Genomic DNA, 23,204 nt, shown 5'->3' on the forward strand with positions numbered 1-23,204 from the left:
AGGAAACTTTGTCAAAGTGGGAGAAAGGATACAATCATCGTGAATCGATCTGAACATTTGCCGGGGAAGCAGAGCCGGAACTGGATTCTGGCCGGAATCCTGGTATCCACATTCCTGTCGGCCATTGAAGGCACGGTAACGGGTCCGGCCGGTCCGGCCATCATCAGCAGCTTTGGCGGCATGAAGCTCCTCAGCTGGATTTTTACCGCCTACCTGCTGACCATGGCCGTATCCACCCCGATATTCGGAAAAATCAGCGACCTGTACGGCCGCAAACCGGTATTTCAAATCGGATCGCTGCTGTTTGTCCTGGGATCGCTGCTGTGCGGCTTCTCGCAAAGCATGGGACAGCTGATCGCGTTCCGGGCGATTCAGGGCGTCGGGGCCGGGGCGGTCATTCCAGTCACCTTTACGATTATCGGAGACGTGTACCGGATTGAAGAACGCGCCAAAATCCAGGGACTCATCAGCTCGGTCTGGGGCATTGCCTCCCTGATCGGGCCGTTAATCGGCGGATACTTTGTTGACTATTTGAATTGGCGCTGGATTTTCGGCTTTAACGTGCCGTTCGGGCTGCTGTCCATGTGGGTGATCGCCCGCCATTTCCACGAACAGCGGCAGGAGCGTACCGAAACGCATGTCGATTTTGCAGGTGCCGGAACGTTTACGGTGGGGATGACGGCGCTGCTGTTTGCGCTGGCGACCGGCGGGCAGTTTTTCGCGTGGTCTTCAGTGTGGATCGTGCTCTGCATCGCTCTTGCCTTGATTTTCCTGGCATCCTTTATCGTGGTGGAGGCCCGGGCGAAGGAGCCGATGCTGCCGCTGAAGCTGTTCAAGATCCGTGACATTTCGGTGTCAACCGTCGCCGCCATGCTCACGAGTGCGCTGCTGATCGGCCTCACGACGTATACGCCGCTCTGGATTCAAGGGGTCATGGGGAAAAATGCCACGATGTCCGGGCTGACGATGGCGCCGATGTCGATCGGCTGGCTGTTCGGTTCCGTAGCCGGAAGCCGGCTCATTCTGACCGCCGGTTCGCGGAAAACGACGCTGATCGGCCTGGCCGGCATCGTGGTCGGGGCTCTTGGCTTGGCCTGGATCGGCGAAGGGACGCCGCATTATGTGATATTGATTTTTACCTTTATTTATGGCCTTGGATTTGGATATTCCAACACGGTGTTCACGATTATTGCACAGTCTTCGGTCGGTTACTCGCTTCGCGGCGCGTCGACGGCGCTGAATACCTTTATCCGGTCGCTGGGCCAGACGGTCGGCGTTGCCGTCTTCGGGTCGCTGATCAACTTGACGCTGGCCGGGCGGCTCGCCGATACTCCCGGACTGGAGCGGGTCAGCCAAGAAGAGGTCAACCAGCTGTTGACTCCGGAAGGAAGCGCATCGCTTCCGAAGGAGTTGTGGAACGAGCTGAGGCATATTCTTGAGGGGAGCTTGCATTCCCTGTATGTCGTGATGGCTGTCATCGCCGTAGTGAGCCTCTTGATCGTGCTCGGACTTCGAAATACAGTTCCATCGGCTGATCCGGAGGAAGAGGGGGAAGGGGCTCGGGAAGGCGCGAATGGATAAACCACATCGTGGTGCTGCTGAAGCAAGGATTCTCGGATGTCCGGAGAATCCTTGCTTTTTGTTCGTGAACAAGGTGTCCGGAGGGAAACTCGGGGCGCGTCAGTTCCGTAATATCGTCATTGTTCCAGCCGTCCTTTTCTAGTAAGATAGGGGAAAATCTTGTGGGGGGATGCGGCAGTGATTCAATATCCGGAAATGAAGAAAGGGGCTGTCATCGGTGTGACAGCCCCCTCCTCGGGCGTGGAGCCTAGTTTGCACGACATGTTCCGCATGGCTATCCGCCGGATGGAGGAGAAGGGTTACCGCATCCGTGTCGGCGAAACGGTCTGGACGCAGCACAAGGCCAAGTCCGCCCCAGCCAAGGTCCGTGCCGGGGAACTGAATGAGATGCTCGCGGATCCCCAAATCGCTGCGATTATTCCTCCGTGGGGCGGCGAGCTGCTCATCGAAATTTTGGATCAGGTGGACTTTGACCGCATGCCGCAGAAATGGATTCTCGGCTATTCGGACCTCAGCGTTCTCCTCCTGGCCATCACCTTGAAGACGGGAATTGCAACCGCTCACGGGCTCAATTTCGTCGACCTGCGAGGGACGTATTCGGATGACACCTCGGCCATGTGGGAGACCGTGCTGACGGCCAAGACGGGTGACCGGATTCCGCAGCAGGCATCAGCCAAATACCAGAAGGAATGGCGGCACGACGATCCGAGTCCTTGCGTATTCCATCTGACGGAGCCAACGGTTTGGAAGACGGTTTCGGGTGAACCGGTGTCGATACAGGGGCGGCTGCTCGGGGGATGCGTTGACGTCATCCGCCATTTGATTGGTACGCCTTACGGGGATGTGCGGAAATTCCGGGAGCGCCATATTCCGGGCGAACCCCTTCTCTGGTATTTGGAGAACTGCGAGCTGAACACAACCGATCTGCGCAGGTCTCTTGTTCAGATGAGGTATGCCGGCTGGTTCGAAGGCTGCTCCGGGCTGATGTTCGGCCGGAGTGCGGCAAACCGTCCGATGGAAGGATACACGGTGGAGGATGTGTACCTGGAGTTGTCGGAAGAACTCGGCATACCGGTCATTTACGATATCGACTGCGGTCACGTGCCGCCGCAAATGACGCTGGTGAACGGGGCTTATGCTGAAGTGAAGGCGGAGGGCGGCGGAGGAACGCTGGTCCAGTATTTTAAATAATCTGCAACGGACGTAGGTATATCTCAGCCCCGGGACGTATGGATTATCCGATGAACTTTTCATATAGTTAAATTATGATATGGGATGGGGACGCGGAGCGGGCCCGATCCCATGCGGTATTTTGGGGAGGCCGACGGCTTCATGTAACGGCGAGGGACGGGGTCCGGCTCGCTCAATCTTTAAATATACATAAGCTCTATGGATGAAACGGATTATTTTTGCGGGAGGTGGATTATGGAGCCTTTGCTGCCTGTACTCGATGTACGTATCGAGGAAGCGGGATATGAAGAAGGACAGCCGCGCATTTGGGACGTTTCTTTTCAAGTGGCGCCTGGCGAGCTTCTGGGCGTCATTGGTCCGAACGGTGCCGGAAAAAGCACGACGCTGAAGACGCTGCTCGGCCTGCTGAAGTACGCCAAGGCGTCCGCAACGATCGGAGGGGAGAGCGGGCGGTATGCCTATATCCCCGAGCAGCCGGTGTTTTACGACGATTTGACGCTCTGGGAGCATCTCGATTTGGCTGCGGCCGCTTATGAGTTGGAATATGAAGCTTTCGTACGCCATGCGGAGGAGCTGCTGGCCCAGTTCGGGATGAGCGGGGTGAAGCATCAGCAGCCGGCTGGTTTCTCCAAAGGGATGAAGCAGAAAATGATGCTGATGCTCGGGTTTCTGGCGAAACCCGATATTTATATCGTGGACGAGCCCTTCATCGGCCTGGATCCGCGGGCGACCAAGGACTTCCTGCGTCTCCTGGAGGAGGAGCGGGGGAGGGGCGCCGGCGTGCTGATGTCCACCCACGTGCTGGATACGGCCGAGCGGATCTGCGATGCTTTCGTCATGATCTCTGGCGGGCGGATGGTGGCCAAGGGGAACCTGACGGACATCCGGAGGACGGCCGGCCTGCCGGACGCCTCGTTGTTCGACTGCTTTGATGCCTTGACCTGATGGAGAGGAGATGAATATGGCGGATTCACGGAATACCGGTTATGCCTATCCTACCCCCGGGCGGTTGTTTTGGCACCGGCTCCGGACTCATTGGAAGGAAATGATTGCCGTCATCCGGTCGGTGGCGGACTGGACGGTGCTTTTGTATATGCTGATTCCGGGCGCGCTGCTTGGGGGACGGCTGTATTACGGCTTATGGAAGGAGCCGCTCCCGCAGTGGAGCAGCCATTTGATATTCGGCGCCATTCCTGTATTTCTGTTATTGTGGCTGTCGGCCGGCAAAATGTTTCTCATGATCCGTGAGGCGGACGTGCTCTTCATTCATCAGCGCGCAAGATGGCTGCGCGGACTGATGCTGAGGGGAGGCATCTACAGCATGATCGCTACGGCTTTGAAGGCGGGAGCGGGCTTTCTGCTGGTGCTTCCCTTTATGGTCCGCAGGTACGGGATCAGCCTGGACGCCGCCGGGTACTGGTTTCTCTTCACGGTGACGGCCGGCGGCCTGATGCTCTGGCTGAAGCATTTCGCGCGAATCCGGGCACACGGTTGGCGGAGATGGCTGCTGTACCTGCCCATGGCAGGGCTTCCGGCCGCGGCCTATGTCGTGCTGTCGGTATGGTGGATAGATGCGCCGTCTTTGCTGGCTGCCGCCTCCGTCCTGCTGGTGGTGATCAATGTGCTGTGTCTCCTGGTGCGGATGAGGATTCGCGGAACGTTTATGAACGATATCCAGGAAGAGCTGGTTCAGCGGACCAAGCTGACCGGACTCGTGCTGAGCAGCACCATGGACAAGCCGCGGAAAATTCGCAGCACCCCATGGATCTTCCGCCGGTCCCAGCGCCTATTTCGATCAAAAACGCCGGTCCATCGTCTGGCCGGGGCATGCGTTAAGGCGTATGTGCGCCAGACGAAGCAGCTTAAAGGATATGCGCAGGTGCTGTCGCTCAGCGCGGCCATTCTGCTGACGCTGCCCCCTGGGGTGAAGATTCTGGTCTACGCCGCACTTCATCTGCTGCTGGCTTACTGGCTGTACTTGAACGCAGCGGCCTTTATGAAAGAAGGCTTTGTTGCTATGCTCCCCTGGGCGGACGAAGTGAAGCTGAGCGCCATGAAGAAGGCCGTTCGGATGCTGCTCGCGCCTTATGCGCTCGTGACGGCAGGGCTGCTGCTGTTCACGCTGCTGCCGGTCTGGACGGCGGCGGTCGCGCTGATCCCGCTTGCTCTTGCCGTTTCGTGGGTCACGGTCACCCTGCTTCAGTGGATGATGCTGCGAAAAATATAAGAAGAAATGTATATCGATGTACATCCACAGAAGACAGACCGCGTTTAGCGGAAGTTTTTCTTGCGATTATAGAATGGTTCAGCTCCGCTGAAAATTTATGAATTCTATAATCTAAAAGTAAAACGCCGGATCTAGGATCCAGGCGTTTTTTTGTTTGCCGTCACGATTTGATTATTCCAATATTTCGAGCGCCTGCCGGACTGTCTCCTCCATGATGTCTGCGGCGCTCTGGCCCGGTTTCAGCATTCTTGTCGCTTGTCCGGCCCACAGCGACATATAGCCGGCTTGATTCTGCCGGGCGGCCGCGCTCCGGATATCCCGGGTCGCCGTGTTCTGCGTCGGGAACGGGAGCGGCTCCACGCCGGTCTGGTCCCACTTCCGGACGAAGGCGTTGGCGATGCCCCGGGCCGGCCGGCCCGAGAAGGCCTTGGTCAGCACCGTGCTTTCTTCGGTGCTGGCAAGCAGCGCCGCCTGATAGGCGGGATGCGCACCGGATTCGGTCGCCGTCAGGAAGCGGGTGCCCATTTGGACCGCCTGCGCTCCCAGAACCATGGCGGCGACCATGCCGCGTCCGTCCATGATGCCGCCGGCGGCGATGACCGGGATGGACACCCGGTCGGCGATCTGCGGCACGAGGGCGAAGGTTCCGATGTTCGCCCCCATAGGTCGATCATCGGTGTTGAATGTGCCACGGTGGCCGCCGGCCTCGCTTCCCTGGGCCACGACCGCATCGCAGCCGGCACGCTCGGCTTCCTGCGCCTCCTGCAAGGTGGTCGCCATGGCGACCACCTTCATGCCGGCCGACTTGGCCAGCTCCATATACCGCGGGGACAGCACGCCAAAGGCGGTGCTGATGACGGGAACGCCGGCTTCGAGCACTTCGGCGAACTGCCGCTCAAAGTGATCCGGCGTTTGAACCGCCTGGGGAGAGGCTGGCGGCAATCCCAGCTCGTCCCGAATGGAGTCGAGCGTGCGCTGGACCTCGGCGGTCCGGCGATTGTCGTCCTCCATCGAGGCGGTGAACAGATTGACCGCAAACGGGGCGCTTGTCCGCCCGCGGATGTCTGCGATCGCTGCACGAATCGCCGCTGGCTCCATATAGGCCGCCCCCAGCGTGCCGAGACCGCCGGCCTTCGATACGGCGGCTACGAGTTCAGGCGTGGTGGGGCCGCCGGCCATGCCTGCCTGGAAGACAGGGTAACGAATGCCGAATTGCCGGCAAAGATCATTATCCAGTTTAAGCTTCATGCCGATCACCTCGCGATTGGATTTCTTAAATATACTCCGCCGCATGCTTGCCCGCGGTGTAGCCTGTCGAAAAAGCAGCCGTAATGTTGTAGCCGCCGGTATATCCGTGGATGTCGAGCACTTCGCCGCAGAAAAACAGCCCCGGCATCAGCTTCGATTCCATCGTCTTCGGGTTGATCTCCTTCAGGTTGACGCCTCCGCCGGTGACAAACGCCTCCTCTATCGATTTGGTGCCGACGGCACGGAAGCGGAACTGCTTCAGGCAAGCGACAAAATCCCCCCACTGCTGCTTGGGCAGATGGTCGTAAGTGGCGTCCCCGTCCAGTTGGGATTTATCGAACAGCAGCGGAAGCAGCCGCTCCGCAACCTGACCTTTGAGCACATTTCGGATCGCCTTTTTCGGCTCGGTCGCCAGCTTGTCCCTCAGCAGCTTGTCGAGTGACGAAACGTCCAGGTCCGGGAATAGGTCGATGGCCATTTCGACGTCCGGCGTATGGAACTTATTTTTGACCTGACGCAGAAATTGGCTGCAGCGCAGGGCGATCGGGCCGGATACGCCAAAATGGGTAAAGATCATATCCCCGCGGTGCCCGATCACTTTTTTACCTTTGGGATTCCATACGGAGAGCTCCACGTCCCGCAGGGAGAGTCCCTGAAGCTCCTTGGACTGGATCCACTTTTCGTGGGAAACGATGGGGACTTCGGTGGGGTACAGCTCGGTAATCGTATGGCCAGCGGCTTCCGCCCAAGGGTAACCGTCGCCGGTGGATCCGGTATGGGGAACGGATTTGCCGCCGGTGGCGACAATAACGGAAGTGGCTCTGTATATATGCCCGGATTTTAAACGCACGCCTGCCGTTCTTCCATCCTCATAGAGCACTTCAGCAATCGGGCTGTCGGTTTTGATCTCCACGCCGAGCTTCTTCACCTCCTGAATGAGAGCGCCAACGACGCTGGCGGCTTTGTCGGATACCGGAAACATCCGTCCGTTGTCCTCTTCCTTCAAGGCAATGCCGAGTCCTTCGAAAAAGTTCATAATATCCCGGTTGTTAAAATGCTGGAACGCGCTGTATAAAAAACGGCCGTTGCCCGGAATATGGGCGATCAGCTCATCGGTTTCTTTGGCATTGGTTACGTTGCAGCGGCCGCCACCGGAAATTCCGAGTTTGCGTCCCAGTTTATTTCCTTTGTCTAAAAGCAGGACAGATGCCCCATGCCGGGCGGCCGAGACACATGCCATTAGACCCGCGGATCCGCCCCCGGCAACAATTACGTCATATCGGTTCACTGATTATTCTCCTTTATTTTTGCGACAGTCTGTTTTGCTGTTTCGTGTGTCCTTTTTTAGGATATATCAGGATATATTGTAATATCGTGTTGGCTGTGCTTTAATCAAAAGGAAATCGTCTTTCGCAAAAAACAGCGGTAACATCTTCCTATTCCCTGTAGTCCGTTAAACCTGTAATGAATCGTTCCGGTTTTTGTGCCGATCACCTTGGCTGCCAACAAGCGCAAAGGACCGATCCCAAAAACTTTAGCTGCCGCTTATACTTCGCTCGAACGGCAAGAAGAACCAGCTGCAATAACTCAGATTCGTGTTGGGAACTACACATACCTGCCCTGGCGGGGAGGAGGGATTGGCGATTATTTATGCACTGAAAAACATTATAACACAGGTACTTATGGCCGGTTCCTTCGCTTTTCTCTTCCCATTGGGACTGGACAAATATGTCCGGGTTTTTAGGCGTAGAAAGCGAATGGAAGCAATGGATTTTGATCTTGTCATTATTTTGTCCAGCGCGCTGACGATTGTGCTGTGCTCGTTGTTTTCCTCCTCCATTTTTAACTACATTCCATTAAACCTGGGCATTCTGCCGCTGTTTATCGGGATGCTGTATGGAGGATATAAGACGGGTCTGCCGCTGGCGGGGCTGTGCCTTCTGTGCGACTTCATATTTAATCCCAATTGGACGGTTCTTGGATTATTTCTGCATACCGGTTTACCGCTTTACCCTCTTCTGATTTGGCTGTCCCCCAAGTTCCGGAAAGGGCCGCTCACGGAGAAGATCAACAAGCTGTGGCTGTGCCTTTTACCTGCCATGCTATTGATCACGTCCGCCCCGATTATTGAATCTCCCAACCTGAATTTATCCAATGCAGGGCTGGTGCTGATCGTTCTCTTCTATATATTAACCAGTATGTTCACCGGGGGTACCTTGTTGTATATGATTGAATTTGCTCTGGAGAAGCTGCGGTTGAAGGAGCAGGTTATGGGCATCTCTGAGAAATATCTCAGGGAAGAGGAGAAGCTGCAGCAGGTCATCGATGCCACGCCCATTTCGATGGTTTCGGTCGACCATGACGGCAATATTACAAGCATAAATGATACGATGATGAGCCTGGTGAAGACCAAGTACCCCGAGCTCTCCAAGCGGGACGTGCTCGGCTATCCCGTCACGATGTTTGTGGATATTATGGGTCAGGACTACATCAGCTACCGGATCGTTCAGGCGCTTCAGGGCAAGAAACTGGGCAATGAGCTGATCCGCATCGGAACGAATAACTACTACATAAGCACATCACCATTAACGAATACACATACAGGTGCCATCATCGGAGCGGTCCTTGCTTTTCAGGACGTGACCGAACTGGCGAGGCTGCGAAGCGAGCTGGAGAATGTTGAAAGGCTCAGCCTTGTCGGCCAGATGGCAGCCAGCATTACCCATGAAATACGCAATCCCATGGCCGTCGTACGGGGCTTTCTTCAACTTATGAAGGAGAAGAGTCCGGAAGCGCTCGACCATTACTACCGGATCGTCATGGAGGAACTGGACCGGGCGAACGGCATTATCAACGACTTTTTGTCCCTTGCCCAAAACCGTATCGCTGAGAAAGAACAATGGCATCTGCATAATATTATTAACGATTTGAGCCCGCTGCTGTGGGCGGACGCGAATTTGCGCGGACAGACGATCGAGCTGATTCTGGACGAGAGGGTCCCGGAACTGAGCCTGAACGCCAAGGAAATCAAGCAGCTGGTGCTGAACCTGTCGCGGAACGGCATGGAAGCCATGGAGGAAAAAGGACAGCTGACGATCGAGACGAGGCTGAACGACTCCTTTGTGGAGCTGATCGTCAAGGATACGGGGATGGGGATCGCCAAGAGCAGGCAGGAGCGGCTGTTTGAGCCGTTTTTTACGACGAAAGCCAAAGGAACCGGCCTTGGTCTTGCTCTCTGTCTCAGCATCGTGGAGCGCCATCACGGCAAAATATCGGTGGAATCGGAGGAGGGAAAAGGAACGGCTTTCATGATTCAGTTCCCGGTTACGGATTCGTGGGCAGGCATGATCTGAGGGCCCGATAGGCCGCCGCTTCTCTTGATTTCGACCCTTATGGATGTATAATAGGAGTATTAACAGCGGATGTTGTTATGAGCTTGTCCATTGATATTTTGTATCCAAGGAGTGATAGGGAATGGCCATGTCTTTTGACAGATATATGAAGGATATGATCCAACCGATGCGTGACGAACTGACGCGCCTCGGCATCAAGGAACTTAGAACGGCGGAAGAAGTGGAGACCCACCTTCCGGACGCGCAAGGAACCACGCTGGTTGTCGTCAACTCGGTGTGCGGTTGTGCCGCCGGCCAATGCCGTCCCGGCGTAGCCCAGGCTTTGCAGCATGACCTTGTGCCTGACAATCTGTTTACGGTATTTGCCGGACAGGATAAGGAAGCGACTGCCAAAGCACGCGAGTATTTCGCTCCGTATCCGCCGTCTTCTCCATCCATCGCCCTGATGAAGGACGGGGAGCTTGTTCATTTTATTGAACGCCACCAAATCGAAGACCGCTCGGCTCAAGAAATTGCCGACGATCTGATCGAAGCGTTTGACCGGGTGTGCCGTTAATCGGCGCACCGCGTACATAATGCCCCGGGTATTCGGACATCCGATACGTACGGGGCTTTTGTGTTTGAAGTCACACCGTATTTAACCGACTATTCTGTTCAAGAGAGGTGCTAATCGTGAGTTTGCAGGAAGAAATTATTGCGGCACTTGGCGTGAAGCCGACGATTGATGTGGAGAGCGAAGTCCGGAAAAGGGTGGATTTCCTGAAATCCTACGTGAAGAATGCGGGGGCGAAGGGTCTGCTCATCGCCATCAGCGGTGGAATCGACAGCGCCGTGGCGACCGGCCTGTGTAAACGGGCGACCGACGAGCTCACGGAGGCGGAAGGCCAAGAATATATGACGCTGGGCGTGTTCCAGCCCTACGCGGTTCAAGAGGATATCGAGCACAGCTATGCGGTCGCGGAAGCTTTCAACCTGAAGTATAAGGCCGAGACCAATATCGAGGATGCCGTCGGTGAGATTGCTCTGGAAGCCGAGCAGGGCCTTAAGCAAATCGGCATCCATCGCCACCTGACCCCTCAGGGCAAAGGGAACATCAAAGCGAGAACCCGCATGGTGATGCAGTATGCACTGGCATTTGACCTGAACCTGCTCGTCGTCGGAACGGACCATGCTTCCGAAGCGATTACCGGCTTCTACACGAAGTGGGGCGACGGTGCAGTGGATATCACGCCGCTCAGCACGCTCAACAAGCGCCAGGTCCGCCAGCTGGCGAGCTACCTTGGCGTACCGCAATCGATTCTGGACAAGGCGCCTACCGCCGGTTTGTGGGAAGGCCAGACAGATGAAGGCGAGCTGGGCATTACCTATGACGAGAACAGCGACTATCTGGAAGGCAAGGAAGTCAGCCCGCAGGCGAAGGAACGCCTGGAGAGCTACTATAAGCGAACCGCGCATAAGCGCAATATGATCCCGGGTATTTAAGCAGGTTCCGGGGAATCAAGGGCAGGCCGCCATACAGCGGCCTGCTTTTTTGATGCCATCATTAGAGAGGACTTTCCGTGCCGACGGAACGAAGAGCTTAGCAGGAGGCCGAAAGGCGGGCATCCCTTTCGGGTGTTCATGTGTTATAGAATGCCAAAAAGCAACATATGATTAACTGACTTGTGCTCCCCACTGGCTGGCATGGTGGGAAGATTCATCAAAGGGGGTGGCGGCATGTGGGTTAAACCTAATTTTGAAGTCATTGAGGTCTGTGCGGAAGTTACCGCATACGCGTATCAGAAGTGACATCCCATGCCGGAGCGATCCGGCATCTATTTTTTTGAGGGGGGCACGAACATGCTGTTGAAGGTGCTGGGATCAGCGGCGGGAGGAGGCTTCCCGCAATGGAACTGCGGCTGTCCGAATTGCAGGCGCGTGCGGAAGCAGGATCCCTCTTTACACGCCCGTATGCATAATTCACTGGCTGTCAGCGACGAAGGAAACGACTGGGTTCTCGTGAATGCCACGCCGGATATCGGCGCACAGATTGAGGCCCATGCCGAGCTCGCCCCGGGCTCCAGGATCCGGCATACGCCCATTTCAGCCGTGCTGCTGACGGATGGGGAGCTGGATCACACGATGGGCCTTCTTCATTTAAGAGAGTCCTCGGAAATCGACGTATACGCTGCGGCGCCCGTACTGGACGCTCTAAAGGAGGCTTTCCCGGTTCGGCAAATCCTTGAGCCCTATGCCGCATACCGATGGCTTGAGGTCAAGCCGCAGGAATCTTTTCCACTATTTGGGGGCAGAGTAATGGTATATCCGTTCTTCTTGGGCTCCAAGCCGCCGAGGTACGCGTCCGCCCAGCGGAGTTCCCAAAGGAATGAGCCGCCTGCGGTCCCTTGGGTCGTCGGCTACCGGTTCGTGGACCGGCGAACAGGAGGGACGGCCGTATATGCGCCCGGTGTCGAGTCATGGTCGAACGAGCTCCACACCCAATTGGAAGCGGCGGATTGCGTCCTTGTGGACGGAACCTTTTGGCATTCGGATGAGCTTCGGCAGCTGGGCATTTCCGGATTGACCGCACCCGATATGGGGCATGTTCCGATAGCCGGCCCGGACGGTAGCCTGGAGCGCCTTTCTCAAATATCGGCCGGGCGCAAAATTTACATCCATATCAATAACACCAATCCGATCCTTGACGAGGATTCCGCGGAGAGCCGTAAGCTCCGGGAGCTGAGGATTGAGGTTGGTTACGACGGATTGGAATTGGAGGTCTGACATGAGCCAGCATTTGCTCTCGAATGAAGAATTAACGATGAAATTGCGGCAAGTCGGGGAATTGCGGTATCACGACAAGCATCCTTATCACGTACGCATGCATGAAGGGAAGTTGAGTCCCGAGCAGCTTCGGGCTTGGGTGGCCAACCGGTTTTATTACCAGAAAAATATCCCCGTCAAGGATGCCATCATCCTTTCCAAGCTGCCCTCCAGAGAGGAGCGCCGCCACTGGATACAGCGGATTGTGGACCATGACGGAACGGGAGGAAGCGAGGGCGGGATTGAGGCCTGGATTCGCCTTGGCGAAGCCGTCGGCATTCCGAGAGAGGAAATGCTGGATGAGCGCCATGTTCTTCCCGCCGTTCGGTTTGCAGTCGATGCCTACGTAAACTTCTGCCGCCTGCAGCCGTGGCTCATTGCAGTTGCTTCCTCTTTGACGGAATTGTTCGCTCCCGTCTTGATATCCCAACGAATCGCCGTGTTTGAGCAGCTGTATCCATGGATCCGTCCGGAAGGGCTTGAGTATTTCCAAGCCAGGCTGCATCAGGCTCCGCGCGACGCGGATCACGGCTTGGAGCTCGTTCTGCGTGAATGTAAGGACCGCAGCGAGCAGGAGCGGGTGATATCCGCATTACATTTTAAATGCGACGTTCTTTGGGCTATCCTGGATGCGTTAAGTCTGGCGTATCCCGATGCGGAGGCACAGCGATGATAGCTTGGGAGCTGTCGGAGCAACTCAGGCTGCGCAGTCCCGCAAGGCTGAAGTTCGATAAAGCAAGGCAAACCGATCTGCTCCTGCTCCCCGAACGCGTCGTCAACCTGAATCCGACGGCAGGGGCCATTCTTTGGCTGTGTGACGGGACGCGGTCGGTTCAGCAAATCATCGGGGAGCTGGAGACGAAATACAATCAATCGAATCTGCAGGAGGATATTCTTGAGTTTCTCACGCAAGCGATCGAGCGGGGGTGGGTGGAAAAGTGGCCGTAAGCATACCGTATGCCCTGTCAGCGGAAATTACTCACCGGTGCCCACTTCATTGTGCCTACTGTTCGAATCCGGTGGAGCTCGCCAAAAGGGAGCATGAGCTGAGCACGCAGGACTGGATCAGGGTATTCGCGGAAGCCAGTGAGCTCGGCGTCGTGCAGCTTCACCTTACAGGCGGCGAGCCGCTCATGAGACCGGACGTGGACCAGCTGATCCGTCAGGCCCGTGAACTGGGCCTTTTTGTGAATGTCATTACCAGCGGGGTCGGTGTGACGGAGAAACGTATGCAGCAGCTGGTGAACGCGGGGGTCGACAGCATCCAGCTCAGCATACAGGCGTCCGAGCCCGGGCTGGCCGATGCCATTGCCGGTTCGCGGGCGCACGATTTCAAAAAGAAAACGGCGAGCCTCATCCAGGCGGCGGGGATTCCCTTACATATGAACGTCGTTCTGCATAGGCAAAATATCCATCTTGTTGAGGAAATCATTGAGATGTGCGTGTCATGGGGAGCAAGCCGGCTGGAGCTGGCGAATACCCAGTACTACGGCTGGGCGCTGCTTAACCGCCAGCATCTGCTGCCGACTAGAGCGCAGCTCAAGGCGGCTGAAGAAGCCTTTTTTCGGGCCAAAGCGCGCTTTGACCGCCAGATTGAACTGATTTGGGTTCTCCCGGACTACTATGAGGACTTCCCTAAACCCTGTATGGGCGGGTGGGGCGAAATTTCCATGACGGTGACTCCCGACGGAACCGTGCTGCCCTGCACCGCGGCATCCAGCATCCAAACCTTGACCTTTGAATCCGTTAAAGAGCGGAGCCTCGAATGGATATGGCGGGAATCCGCCGCCTTCAACAGCTTTCGTGGCTTCGATTGGATGGCGGAGCCCTGCCGGAGCTGCGAACACCGTTTCCGCGACTTCGGCGGATGCCGCTGCCAAGCTTACCTATTGGCCGGCGATGCGAGGCAGGCGGATCCTGTCTGCCAATGGTCGCCTCATCATGGACTGATATCCGATATTTTATCTTCCCTGAATCAAGACAACGATCAACCTTTGGTTACCGCACCTCATCGCCTTGTGCCTTCTTATTCCTATCGCGGCAGGTTCAAGAAGAACGGAGGAATGATCGGTGAAAATATTTGACGCTCACTGCGATGTGCTGAGCAAACTGCTCGAGCATCCGCAGCTTGATTTTGCGCACGAAAAGGATCTGCTGGACGTCACACTGGAACGCATGCATCAATCCGGTATCGGTTTCCAGAACTTTGCCATCTACTTGCCCGAGAACTATGCCGGGCATTTTCGCTATGTGCTGGAGAGCGTCGATCTGTTTCATGAAAAGGTGCTCGCGAGCGGTCCGATCCATTTTATCCGATCCAAGGAGGATCTCAGATATGCCGAAAAGGAAGGGCTGACCGGGGCGTTATTATCGCTCGAAGGAGTCGATGCGCTGCAGGGCAACCTGGCCTATGTGCGGATCTTGCATCATTTGGGTGTCCGGAGTATCGGCATCACTTGGAACTACGCCAATTGGGCGGCGGACGGCGTTATGGAGTCCAGGAGAGCGGGATTGACCGAGAAAGGACGGCAGCTGATCCAGGAATGCAACCGTCTGGGCATGATCCTGGACGTATCCCATCTCTCGGAAAAAGCGTTCTGGGAGCTGGCGTCGCTGTCTACGAAGCCGCTCATCGCCTCCCATTCCAATGCCGGCAAAATATGCCCGCGGCGAAGAAACTTAAGTGATGAGCAGATTGGTTCCATCATCCGGTCGGATGGTGTCATCGGGGTCACCTTTGTGCCTCCCTTTGTCCATACGGAGGAACCGGTAACGATGGACCGTTTGCTGGCGCATATCGACCATATCTGCTCGCTGGGGGGCCGCCGGCATATCGGGTTGGGCTCGGATTTCGACGGTATCCGCGAAAAGATCGTCGGCCTGGAGCATGCGGGGAAATATCATGACCTGGTCGAAATGCTGCAAAAGCATTACAGCGAGGAAGAGGTGGAAGGCTTTGTCTGCGGCAACTGGCATCGTTTCTATTCAGAGCATTTGCCGGAGGCGACATAAGGACTGCTTTTGCGGCTTACAATCCAAAAATCGAAAAAAGGAGTTCCATCCAAGGATGGGACTCCTTTTTTGCGTTCGGTCGTTAGGATACCGTAATCGTTCCCGTCATATTGTCGTGGCCAGAGCCGCATTGGATTGAGCAGTTGAAATCATAGGTCCCGGCTTTATCTACGGTAAAGGTGGCCGTTTGCCCATCCTGCAAATTGACGTTCAGATCGGGGATTTCCAAGCCGTGCACGCCATCCGTGTTTTTAAGGGTGAGCTTGACCGTGTCGCCGACTTTCAGATCGATATTCGGCGGGTTAAAAGCGAAGCTTTTTGCCGTCACGGTAATTTCTTTGGTTTGACCGCCACCGGCGGATGGAGCTGTGTTGTTGGCAGGCGGAGCCGCCGTATTGTTATTGCTCTTGCCGCATGCGCTTAATGCCAATACGATCGTTAGCAGCGCTATCGTAAAGGCCAAACGGAATTTCGGTTTCATCGTTGTCCTCCTTAATATGCAACTTGGATGGTGGAATCCTTCTCCTTAAAGATGACCGAATCGAGCCGCTTTTATACCTGCTTGAAATGAGCCGGGATGCGGCAGGTTCATGCCCGGTTTTGCGTTCGGCAAGGCCGCATATAATTTTTGAATGATTTTTAGCAATGCTGGAAATATTACGTTACAACGCTTCTAAGTAAAAGATGAGGAGATCGTTCCAATGAAAAAATCCCACGCGATGATTGGCGCAGCCATTTTAAGTACCAGTCTTGCTCTAAGCGGCTGCAATACGAATAAGAACAACAACGCTGCCACACCGGCCCCGCCGCAAAATACGACCGAAAACAAGCCGTCCACGACGCCGGGAAAAGTGACGGGGACCTCTTTCAAAAACTTCAGCACCTATGGATTCGATCTTAAAAATACCCGTCATGTCCCTTATAAAGAGGTGACTGCCGCCAACGTCAAGGATTTGGGCGTCATCTGGAGCGCGGACCTGAAGGAGCTCGACAAGGACGTCAAGAACGGGAACCAATGCTACCCGGTTTTCGTCGACGGCATCGTATACATTACGACCGCCGGAAATCAGGTATTCGCCTTCGACGGAGCGACCGGTAGTCAAATCTGGCATTGGAAGCCGTCTGCGGAGCAAGCCGCGACATTCAGCAAGTCAGGGATTATTGCCAACCGCGGCGTCGCCGTAGGTGAAGGCAAAGTGTTCATGCTCACCGTGGACAATCAGATTGTGTCCCTGGATCAGAAGACAGGCAAGCTGAATAAAATGGTGCCGATCTCCGACTCCGTCAATGGAGTTACGCTGGAGAACGGTTATTATGAAACGACCGCGCCCGTGTATTACAAAGGGAACATTTACATCGGCAGCAGCGGCGGTGACAACGGTATCCGCGGGTTTGTCAACGCCTACAAAGCGAGCGACCTGTCGCCGGCCTGGGCATCTCCTTTCTATACGGTCCCGCCTAAGGGCCAAGACTGGCTCGCTAACAGTAAATTCCAGGGCGGAGGCGCGGTATGGAATCCGCCGGCCATCGATGAAGAGACAGGGATCATGTACTTTGCCGTAGGCAACCCGGCGCCGGACTTTTACGGCGAATCCCGGCCGGGGGACAATCCTCACACAGACTCGGTGGTCGCCGTCGACGCCGCTACAGGCAAGCTGGTATGGGCGAAGCAGGAAATCAGCCATGACCTCTGGGACTATGACGCCGCGGCTTCGCCGATGATTCTGAATGCCACCGTTAAAGGCAAGCAGCAAAAAATTGTTGTGCAGGGCGGGAAGTCGGGTCAATGGTACGCATGGGACGCCAAGACCGGAGCTGTCGTCTGGGATGGGGTGCCTTTTGCCAAAATCGATCATCCCAAGCCGACGCCGGAGGGTGTCACGGTGTACCCCGGCGTGCTCGGAGGCGAGAACTATGCTCCCGAAACGTATGATCCGGCAACAAATTACGTGTTGATTCCGGGTGTGGAACAGGGGGCCGTCATCAAGTCCGCGAAAAGCCAGACAGAAGCCTCGACGCCGGACATGCCGGGGGCGGCCGCGTTCGGTACGACGACCTCGGCGCCTGCGAATGATGTGCCGTACGGGACCATCACGGCGATGGATGTAAATACCGGCAAAAAAGCGTACCAGCTCAAGACGAAAGACCCGATGCGCGGCGGCTTTACGAGCTCGACGGCGGGGCTGGCTTTCTACGGCGAGCTGGACGGGAAGATCAACGCGCTGGATATTAAAAACGGCAAGGTCATCTGGACTTTCCAAACCACGGGCAGCACCATTCAAGCGGCTCCGGCGATTTTCATCGTAGACGACAAACAATATATGGCTTTTACTTCCGGCGGTCCCAAACCGAAAGTGTTCGTGTTCGGTCTGGGCGGCGACAAAACCCAAGGCAAGGCGGGAACGGCGGAAGACACGAACGCTCACCAGAAAAAATAGGGTTCATGAAACGGGGGAGAGCCTATGGCTTTGCCCCTGTTTATTTTCGCAAAGGAAAAGCGACGATCGACGTACATCTAGTTATTTCTCAAGTAAAGGGGATGCATCGAAACGATGAGGTATTTGCAGCGCCTGTCCATTTTGATACTGGCGGCATGTCTTACCGGATGTGCCGGGATTTCTTCGAAGCCGGTCTCCTCGGCGGCTCCCGCATCACCGCAAGCGGCGGACCATGGCGTTCAGTTGACGGTTGATACATCGGCACTGCTGCTTAAGCAGTGGAAGCCGGACGGGTCTCACATCACCCCCGTTCACGGCAGGCTGCTTCTCGACAATCGGCCTGTGGTCAATGCCATTGTGCATTCGAGCCAGAGCCAGATCGACGTTCCCACAGGGGAGGACGGCTCCTTCACCCTGACGGTTGACCAGAGCCTGCTGGCTGAAACGAAGATCCGTATCGCTTCCCTCAAAGACGCCACCGTCTCGGGAAGACGACTTACGGCGGAAATGTCGCAGCGGCTTCTTGCTTCTTCAGCCATGTTCAGCGTGAACTATCCGGTTGAGGTGGTAAAGGTGGAAGACGATCCCAAGGATGCATCCAAGGTCCGGGTTCACGGACAGGTCATCGCCGGCAGTGGGGACATCGTATCTTACTTTCAGGTGGATAAATACCGGATGGGCGGCATTGTAAAAGACGCGAACGGCAGGCCGGTCGAGAACGCGGTGGTCTGGTTCGACCGGGATCAAGGCGAAGGCTTCGGAAAATCGACGCCAAGCGACCAGAACGGCAGATATTCCATTTTCTATTGGCCCGAGGATGAAGAAACGAATCTGTTGGTCACGATCGGTACCAGGAAGTACACGCTTCCTGAAGGAAGGGTGTTTAAAATGCCCGAAAACACGAGCGTGGAGATCGACATCACCCTGCCCGAAGAAGGTACGGTCATCAATGACCAACCTCCGTATCTGGTGAGCCGGACATCGCCGGGTGCGATGTACACTGGAGTGTTGGTCGGACTGAATTTGCCCAAGGATGTCCCGTACTCCGTCACCATCCCGAACAAAAAAGGGGAATTTATCGTGACCGTTGCCAAAAAAGTGTGGAAGCAGCGGCCGGCCTTTTTCGAGACCCGGATGTCCAAATTCGTCGAGGGCCGCTTAACTTGGGGCGACACCCTCCCGGCTGGTTTTGTCCAGCCTGCTGCCGAAGATCCGAAACATATTCCGTTTAAATACGATGAACGTCCTGCTCACTCCACAGCCATCTAGTGAAACAAGAGAATGTGGTGGGTGCTGGACGCCTCTGACGCCAAATCGCAAAAAAATCCCTGACCTACCTAAAAGTAAGTCAGGGATTTTTAATGATGGCTGCCCAATAGGTTTGAGGCAAACTAACCGCGGTCCCTCTCAGGGTTTCCTCTGCGCATGCCGGCCAGCCCGATAAGGCCCAGCAGACCAAGCCATCCCCAGCCGCTGCCGCGGTTCGTGGTCGTCGCTGCGGTCGTGCGGAGTCTGTTGTTGTCTGTCAGTGTATCGGTATTGTATCCGGTGTAGCTGTTTGTTCCCATCCGGCCGGTGTTGTTCGTTCCGTAATTCGCATTCAAGTATTGGCTGCCTGTTCCAGTGCCATATACGCTGACATGGTAATTGGATGTCGTCCCGGCATTGTTCACCCGGTAATGCGAACCATCGATGGATTCGGTTCCGATGTTCCCCATGCCCATGCCAGTGCCCATTCCGCCATTACCGCCGTCTTGCGCCGTTCCACCCGCCCCATAAGCATAGGCCGGAGCGGTGAGCATCAAAGACATGCCTGCAATCAATACACCGATTCTTATCTTTTGTCTCATTGAGGCTACCTACCTTTTTGGAGTATGTTTTTAAACTTACGTTATTGTGTCACGGAAGAGGTGAACTTATGCAGATGGGGAGATCGGAAGCTTTTTAACGGTTTTACGGGCATATTCGTTTTTGTCCACGACATATATATCGAAAAGAGCAGGAAACAAAGAACTTTGGCGTGCAGGCCTATTGCTTGTCGATTAAGGTCATCGGAAACCGATGGGGGAGTGTGTCGAATGGGAAAAATTCATTTGAAGTCGTCCGTAAAGGGCGCAGTGATGGGGGCTTCGATGACAGGAGGGTGGCTGCTGGCCGATCTGCTGCTGCCGGAGCCGTGGGGTGACGTGGTCTTATTTGGTGCGATGGCGGTTTTGAATATAGGCATCGGCTGGAAAATCGGCAAAATGTTCGATCAGCGCGAAGCGCAGGAAGCCGGCGCCCGTGGCGAAATGGCTCAGGCTAAGAGAACGGCCGGCCTCGAGTCTCAATAAACAGAATGAATGAGTAAGAAGCGATTTCTCAATACCGATGAAGATTAACGAATGGGTATGTTAGCAATCGAAGAGTCGGTCCTAAAGGTCGGTGAAAATCAATCATGTGATTTTCACCGTTTTTTTTCGTTCGGCATCGATCCATGCGGAATTCCTGGTGAAAGATGCCTTTTCACAAGCTGCTCGTTTTTGGGACGTGCACCTGCTACAATAGGACTTGTATGTCATGGAAGGGAAGGTGCGGGGCATTGATTTACGGAATCGGACACGATGTGCTGGAAATCAAGCGGGTTGGGCTGCTTCTCGGCAGCCGTCAGGGCTTCCGTTTTATGGAGCGGGTGCTGACCGCCCGGGAGAGGGAAGAGGCCAAGAGACGGGGAGGCAATCTGACCGAGTTCGTCGCCGGGCGCTTTGCCGCAAAGGAAGCCATCTCCAAGGCTTTTGGCTGCGGCATCGGCGGGAAAATCGGCTTTGTGGACATGGAAGTGCTGCCCGATGAGAACGGCAAACCCGTTGTAGTGCTGGACGCGGAGGCTTGGGAACGCCTCGAGCTGCCGGGTGAGCCGGAATATGTGATTCATCTGTCCATCTCCCACCAGACCGAGCTGGCTTCCGCCTTCGCCATTGTAGAGAAGCGGGAATAGGGGCCGGCTCATGAACAAGCTAGCCAGAAAGGTATGAAGGACCTCATGAGCAGTTCGATAAGTTCAATGGAGCAAAAACGTCATTTCAGCATCAACCTGCTGGAATGGTACGAAAAGCATAAACGGGATTTGCCGTGGCGACGCCACCGGAATCCCTATTATATTTGGGTGTCGGAAATCATGCTGCAGCAAACGCGGGTGGACACGGTTATTCCGTTCTTCAACCGGTTTATCGAGCGGTTTCCGACCGTGGAAGACCTGGCCGACGCCCCAGAGCAGGATGTGCTCAAATGCTGGGAAGGCCTCGGGTATTACTCCCGGGCGCGCAACTTGCAGGCGGCAGCCAAACAGGTGAAGGAGCTGCACGGCGGTATGGTACCGGACGATAAGGCGTCCGTGTTCGCGCTGAAGGGGGTCGGCCCGTATACGGCGGGCGCGATTCTGAGCATCGCCTTCAACAAGCCGGAGCCGGCCGTTGACGGCAATGTCATGCGGGTGCTGTCGAGATATTTCCTGATCGAGGAAGATATCATGAAGGGAAGCACCCGCGCCTTTATGGAGAGCCTGGTTGTGGAGCTGATCCCGGACGGCCGGGCGTCGGACTTCAACCAGGCGCTCATGGAGCTGGGCGCCTTGGTGTGTACGCCCAAGTCGCCGCACTGCCTGACCTGTCCGGTGATGGAGCACTGCTCCGCCAGGCAGGAGGGCAAGGAGGAGCAGCTGCCGATCAAAACCAAGGCGAAGCCGCCGCGGCCCGAGTACCGGGTGGTGGCCCTCGTGGAGGGCCGGGGCGATCATATCGGCCGCGTCCTGATCCGCCAGCGCCCGCAGGAAGGGCTGCTTGCCCGCATGTGGGAGCTGCCGCATCTGCAGACGCCGGCAGTGCGCAGCGGGCGGATGCCGGACGAGCCGGCGATGGACATTCTCGCCGGGGCGCTGCTCGAGGAAGGCATCGCCACGCGGCCGATTGCGCATCTGACGGACGCGGAGCATACCTTCAGCCACATTCATTGGAACCTGCAGGTCTACCGCTGCCGCGAAGAAGACCTGCCGCAGGCAGCCGAGCTGAAGGCGATATACGTCGCCGGGGACAGCGGCGAACCGTCCGGCCAGACGGTATACCGCTGGATTGATGAGCAGGATATGCAGCATTACGCCTTTCCTAATGTATTTCTGAAAATTTTACAGAACTATTTCAAACATTCATCCGATTAATCGTTTAAGACGTTACTAAGAACATGTTTGCCTGCGGCCGCCGGGATTCATCCGGCGGAGACAAGCAAAAGGGGCTGCCCTCAAGAAACTGCGGATGCAGTTCTTGGGGGCAGCCCCTTTATTTCCGGAAAGATACAGCTTACGGCTGTACGATTTCCTGGTAACGTTTGCTGACAACATCCCAGTTCAGAACGTTCCAGAACGCTGCGATGTAGTCAGGGCGTTTGTTTTGGTATTTCAAGTAGTAAGCATGCTCCCAAACGTCCAGGCCGAGGATCGGCGTTTGGCCTTCCATCAGCGGGTTGTCTTGGTTAGGCGTGCTTGTTACGGCCAGTTTGCCGTTCTTGTCCACGACGAGCCATGCCCAGCCGCTGCCGAAACGGGTTGTAGCCGCTTTGGTGAAGTCTTCCTTGAATTTGTCCAAGCCGCCAAGCTCGCTGTCGATCGCTTGAGCCAGAAGGCCGTTTGGCTTGTCTCCGCCCTTAGGCGCGATGATTTCCCAGAACAGGGAGTGGTTCGCATGTCCGCCGCCGTTATTGCGAACGGCTGTACGGATGTTCTCAGGCACGCTGTCCAAGTTGGAGATCAGTTCTTCAAGGCTTTTGTTTTGCAGTTCAGGAGCATTTTCCAGAGCCGCGTTCAGGTTCGTTACATACGTGTTATGGTGACGGTCGTGATGGATTTCCATCGTTTGAGCGTCGATGTGCGGCTCGAGCGCATCATTCGGGTATGGAAGTGGTGGTAATTGAAATGCCATGATAAATACCTCCTGTTAATGTTTTTTGGGTAGAATCAACGCAGGTGGTTGATTCATATGAATAAAGGAACACTTTTGTTGTCCAAAAGAGCCCTTTATCGGCATAAGTATGTAGCATGGAATGTGATTCCATTTCTATTAAACCGTATTTTTTCGATTAAATCAACATTTATGTTTACAAAGTCGATTTAATCCTGAGGAGGCCCTGTCAGCCGTATGGGGACGGATTTGCCAGCCGCATTTCAGCCGGAGGGAACTCACAAGTTTTCCGGTCAAGTTGAACGATTCTTTCATCCCGAGAAATTTTTTTGGGGGATTCCGTGAAGGCGCGCCGGCAGACGCCTTTGTTATCCTTTACCCAAATCACGAAGAATTATGCCGTAGAATAAGCCCATTATATGGG

The 23,204-nt window shown here is 55.5% G+C and carries 23 protein-coding genes; 18 read left to right on the forward strand and 5 right to left on the reverse strand.

Annotation, left to right across the window (positions count from 1 at the left end; genetic code table 11):
* Nucleotides 1-39: 39 nt before the first annotated feature.
* The 4 genes from CJP46_RS33850 (at nucleotide 40) to CJP46_RS33865 (ending at nucleotide 4,999) form a co-directional block, all read left to right on the forward strand.
* Nucleotides 40-1,581: an MDR family MFS transporter gene (locus CJP46_RS33850; protein WP_256992655.1), complete on the forward strand. Its 1,542-nt coding sequence runs from the start codon at nucleotides 40-42 to the stop codon at nucleotides 1,579-1,581.
* 177 nt (nucleotides 1,582-1,758) lie between these two features.
* Nucleotides 1,759-2,772: a S66 family peptidase gene (locus tag CJP46_RS33855; protein WP_094600020.1), complete on the forward strand. Its 1,014-nt coding sequence runs from the start codon at nucleotides 1,759-1,761 to the stop codon at nucleotides 2,770-2,772.
* 234 nt (nucleotides 2,773-3,006) lie between these two features.
* The gene (locus CJP46_RS33860; RefSeq protein ID WP_094600021.1) at nucleotides 3,007-3,717 is read left to right on the forward strand and encodes an ABC transporter ATP-binding protein; all 711 of its coding nucleotides are present in this window, start codon (nucleotides 3,007-3,009) and stop codon (nucleotides 3,715-3,717) included.
* A gap of 16 nt (nucleotides 3,718-3,733) precedes the next feature.
* Nucleotides 3,734-4,999 carry an ABC transporter permease gene (locus tag CJP46_RS33865; RefSeq protein ID WP_179281441.1) on the forward strand — a complete coding sequence of 422 codons (1,266 nt, stop codon included), beginning with the start codon at nucleotides 3,734-3,736 and terminating at the stop codon, nucleotides 4,997-4,999.
* Nucleotides 5,000-5,170: 171 nt separating this feature from the next.
* Here the strand turns inward: CJP46_RS33865 and CJP46_RS33870 are convergent, their stop codons facing one another.
* Complete coding sequence (locus CJP46_RS33870; RefSeq protein WP_306431115.1) at nucleotides 5,171-6,292, reverse strand: NAD(P)H-dependent flavin oxidoreductase; 1,122 nt, start codon at nucleotides 6,290-6,292, stop codon at nucleotides 5,171-5,173.
* The gene (locus CJP46_RS33875) at nucleotides 6,273-7,535 is read right to left on the reverse strand and encodes a BaiN/RdsA family NAD(P)/FAD-dependent oxidoreductase (RefSeq protein WP_094600024.1); all 1,263 of its coding nucleotides are present in this window, start codon (nucleotides 7,533-7,535) and stop codon (nucleotides 6,273-6,275) included. The genes CJP46_RS33870 and CJP46_RS33875 overlap by 20 nt, the downstream gene beginning before the upstream one ends.
* 469 nt (nucleotides 7,536-8,004) lie before the next feature.
* On the opposite strand from CJP46_RS33875, the gene CJP46_RS33880 reads away from it, so the two are divergent.
* The 9 genes from CJP46_RS33880 to CJP46_RS33915 all read left to right on the forward strand — a co-directional run bounded on the left by CJP46_RS33880 (nucleotide 8,005) and on the right by CJP46_RS33915 (nucleotide 15,414).
* Nucleotides 8,005-9,600: an ATP-binding protein gene (locus tag CJP46_RS33880; RefSeq protein WP_256992656.1), complete on the forward strand. Its 1,596-nt coding sequence runs from the start codon at nucleotides 8,005-8,007 to the stop codon at nucleotides 9,598-9,600.
* Nucleotides 9,601-9,721: 121 nt separating this feature from the next.
* Nucleotides 9,722-10,156: a BrxA/BrxB family bacilliredoxin gene (locus CJP46_RS33885; protein ID WP_094600025.1), complete on the forward strand. Its 435-nt coding sequence runs from the start codon at nucleotides 9,722-9,724 to the stop codon at nucleotides 10,154-10,156.
* 116 nt (nucleotides 10,157-10,272) lie between these two features.
* Complete coding sequence (nadE, locus tag CJP46_RS33890) at nucleotides 10,273-11,082, forward strand: ammonia-dependent NAD(+) synthetase (RefSeq protein WP_094600026.1); 810 nt, start codon at nucleotides 10,273-10,275, stop codon at nucleotides 11,080-11,082.
* A 234-nt stretch (nucleotides 11,083-11,316) separates the two neighbouring features.
* Complete coding sequence (pqqA, locus tag CJP46_RS37685) at nucleotides 11,317-11,388, forward strand: pyrroloquinoline quinone precursor peptide PqqA (RefSeq protein ID WP_373558072.1); 72 nt, start codon at nucleotides 11,317-11,319, stop codon at nucleotides 11,386-11,388.
* A gap of 51 nt (nucleotides 11,389-11,439) precedes the next feature.
* The gene (pqqB, locus tag CJP46_RS33895) at nucleotides 11,440-12,363 is read left to right on the forward strand and encodes a pyrroloquinoline quinone biosynthesis protein PqqB (RefSeq protein ID WP_094600088.1); all 924 of its coding nucleotides are present in this window, start codon (nucleotides 11,440-11,442) and stop codon (nucleotides 12,361-12,363) included.
* Between the two features lies 1 nt (nucleotide 12,364).
* Nucleotides 12,365-13,075 carry a pyrroloquinoline-quinone synthase PqqC gene (pqqC, locus tag CJP46_RS33900; RefSeq protein ID WP_094600027.1) on the forward strand — a complete coding sequence of 237 codons (711 nt, stop codon included), beginning with the start codon at nucleotides 12,365-12,367 and terminating at the stop codon, nucleotides 13,073-13,075.
* Nucleotides 13,072-13,350 (forward strand): pyrroloquinoline quinone biosynthesis peptide chaperone PqqD, encoded by a 279-nt coding sequence (pqqD, locus tag CJP46_RS33905; RefSeq protein WP_094600028.1) that lies wholly within the window; start codon nucleotides 13,072-13,074, stop codon nucleotides 13,348-13,350. Before pqqC ends, pqqD begins: the two co-directional genes overlap by 4 nt.
* A complete protein-coding gene (gene pqqE / locus CJP46_RS33910; protein WP_094600029.1) occupies nucleotides 13,341-14,486 on the forward strand; it encodes a pyrroloquinoline quinone biosynthesis protein PqqE in 1,146 nt (381 codons plus the stop codon). The genes pqqD and pqqE overlap by 10 nt, the downstream gene beginning before the upstream one ends.
* Nucleotides 14,473-15,414 carry a dipeptidase gene (locus tag CJP46_RS33915; protein ID WP_094600030.1) on the forward strand — a complete coding sequence of 314 codons (942 nt, stop codon included), beginning with the start codon at nucleotides 14,473-14,475 and terminating at the stop codon, nucleotides 15,412-15,414. Before pqqE ends, CJP46_RS33915 begins: the two co-directional genes overlap by 14 nt.
* 82 nt (nucleotides 15,415-15,496) lie before the next feature.
* On the opposite strand, the gene CJP46_RS33920 is transcribed toward CJP46_RS33915, so the two are convergent.
* On the reverse strand, nucleotides 15,497-15,895 hold the full coding sequence (locus CJP46_RS33920; protein ID WP_094600031.1) for a cupredoxin domain-containing protein: 399 nt from the start codon (nucleotides 15,893-15,895) through the stop codon (nucleotides 15,497-15,499).
* 220 nt (nucleotides 15,896-16,115) lie between these two features.
* On the opposite strand from CJP46_RS33920, the gene CJP46_RS33925 reads away from it, so the two are divergent.
* The gene (locus tag CJP46_RS33925) at nucleotides 16,116-17,852 is read left to right on the forward strand and encodes a pyrroloquinoline quinone-dependent dehydrogenase (RefSeq protein ID WP_094600032.1); all 1,737 of its coding nucleotides are present in this window, start codon (nucleotides 16,116-16,118) and stop codon (nucleotides 17,850-17,852) included.
* Nucleotides 17,853-17,966: 114 nt separating this feature from the next.
* Nucleotides 17,967-19,121, forward strand: coding sequence for a carboxypeptidase-like regulatory domain-containing protein (locus tag CJP46_RS33930; RefSeq protein WP_094600033.1), 1,155 nt, complete (start codon nucleotides 17,967-17,969; stop codon nucleotides 19,119-19,121).
* 122 nt (nucleotides 19,122-19,243) lie between these two features.
* On the opposite strand, the gene CJP46_RS33935 is transcribed toward CJP46_RS33930, so the two are convergent.
* On the reverse strand, nucleotides 19,244-19,702 hold the full coding sequence (locus CJP46_RS33935) for a WGxxGxxG family protein (RefSeq protein ID WP_094600034.1): 459 nt from the start codon (nucleotides 19,700-19,702) through the stop codon (nucleotides 19,244-19,246).
* 228 nt (nucleotides 19,703-19,930) lie between these two features.
* Here CJP46_RS33935 and CJP46_RS33940 point away from each other — a divergent pair, with 228 nt between their 5' ends.
* From CJP46_RS33940 to mutY, 3 genes are all read left to right on the forward strand, one after another.
* Nucleotides 19,931-20,185 (forward strand): hypothetical protein, encoded by a 255-nt coding sequence (locus CJP46_RS33940; RefSeq protein WP_094600035.1) that lies wholly within the window; start codon nucleotides 19,931-19,933, stop codon nucleotides 20,183-20,185.
* Between the two features lie 248 nt (nucleotides 20,186-20,433).
* The gene (gene acpS / locus CJP46_RS33945) at nucleotides 20,434-20,829 is read left to right on the forward strand and encodes a holo-ACP synthase (RefSeq protein WP_094600036.1); all 396 of its coding nucleotides are present in this window, start codon (nucleotides 20,434-20,436) and stop codon (nucleotides 20,827-20,829) included.
* A gap of 66 nt (nucleotides 20,830-20,895) precedes the next feature.
* The gene (mutY, locus tag CJP46_RS33950; RefSeq protein ID WP_256992657.1) at nucleotides 20,896-22,044 is read left to right on the forward strand and encodes an A/G-specific adenine glycosylase; all 1,149 of its coding nucleotides are present in this window, start codon (nucleotides 20,896-20,898) and stop codon (nucleotides 22,042-22,044) included.
* A 139-nt stretch (nucleotides 22,045-22,183) separates the two neighbouring features.
* On the opposite strand, the gene CJP46_RS33955 is transcribed toward mutY, so the two are convergent.
* Nucleotides 22,184-22,801 carry a superoxide dismutase gene (locus CJP46_RS33955; RefSeq protein WP_094600037.1) on the reverse strand — a complete coding sequence of 206 codons (618 nt, stop codon included), beginning with the start codon at nucleotides 22,799-22,801 and terminating at the stop codon, nucleotides 22,184-22,186.
* Nucleotides 22,802-23,204 lie beyond the last annotated feature (403 nt).

It is taken from the genome of Paenibacillus sp. XY044 (assembly GCF_002257645.1).
Taxonomy (GTDB): Bacteria; Bacillota; Bacilli; order Paenibacillales; family Paenibacillaceae; genus Paenibacillus_AQ.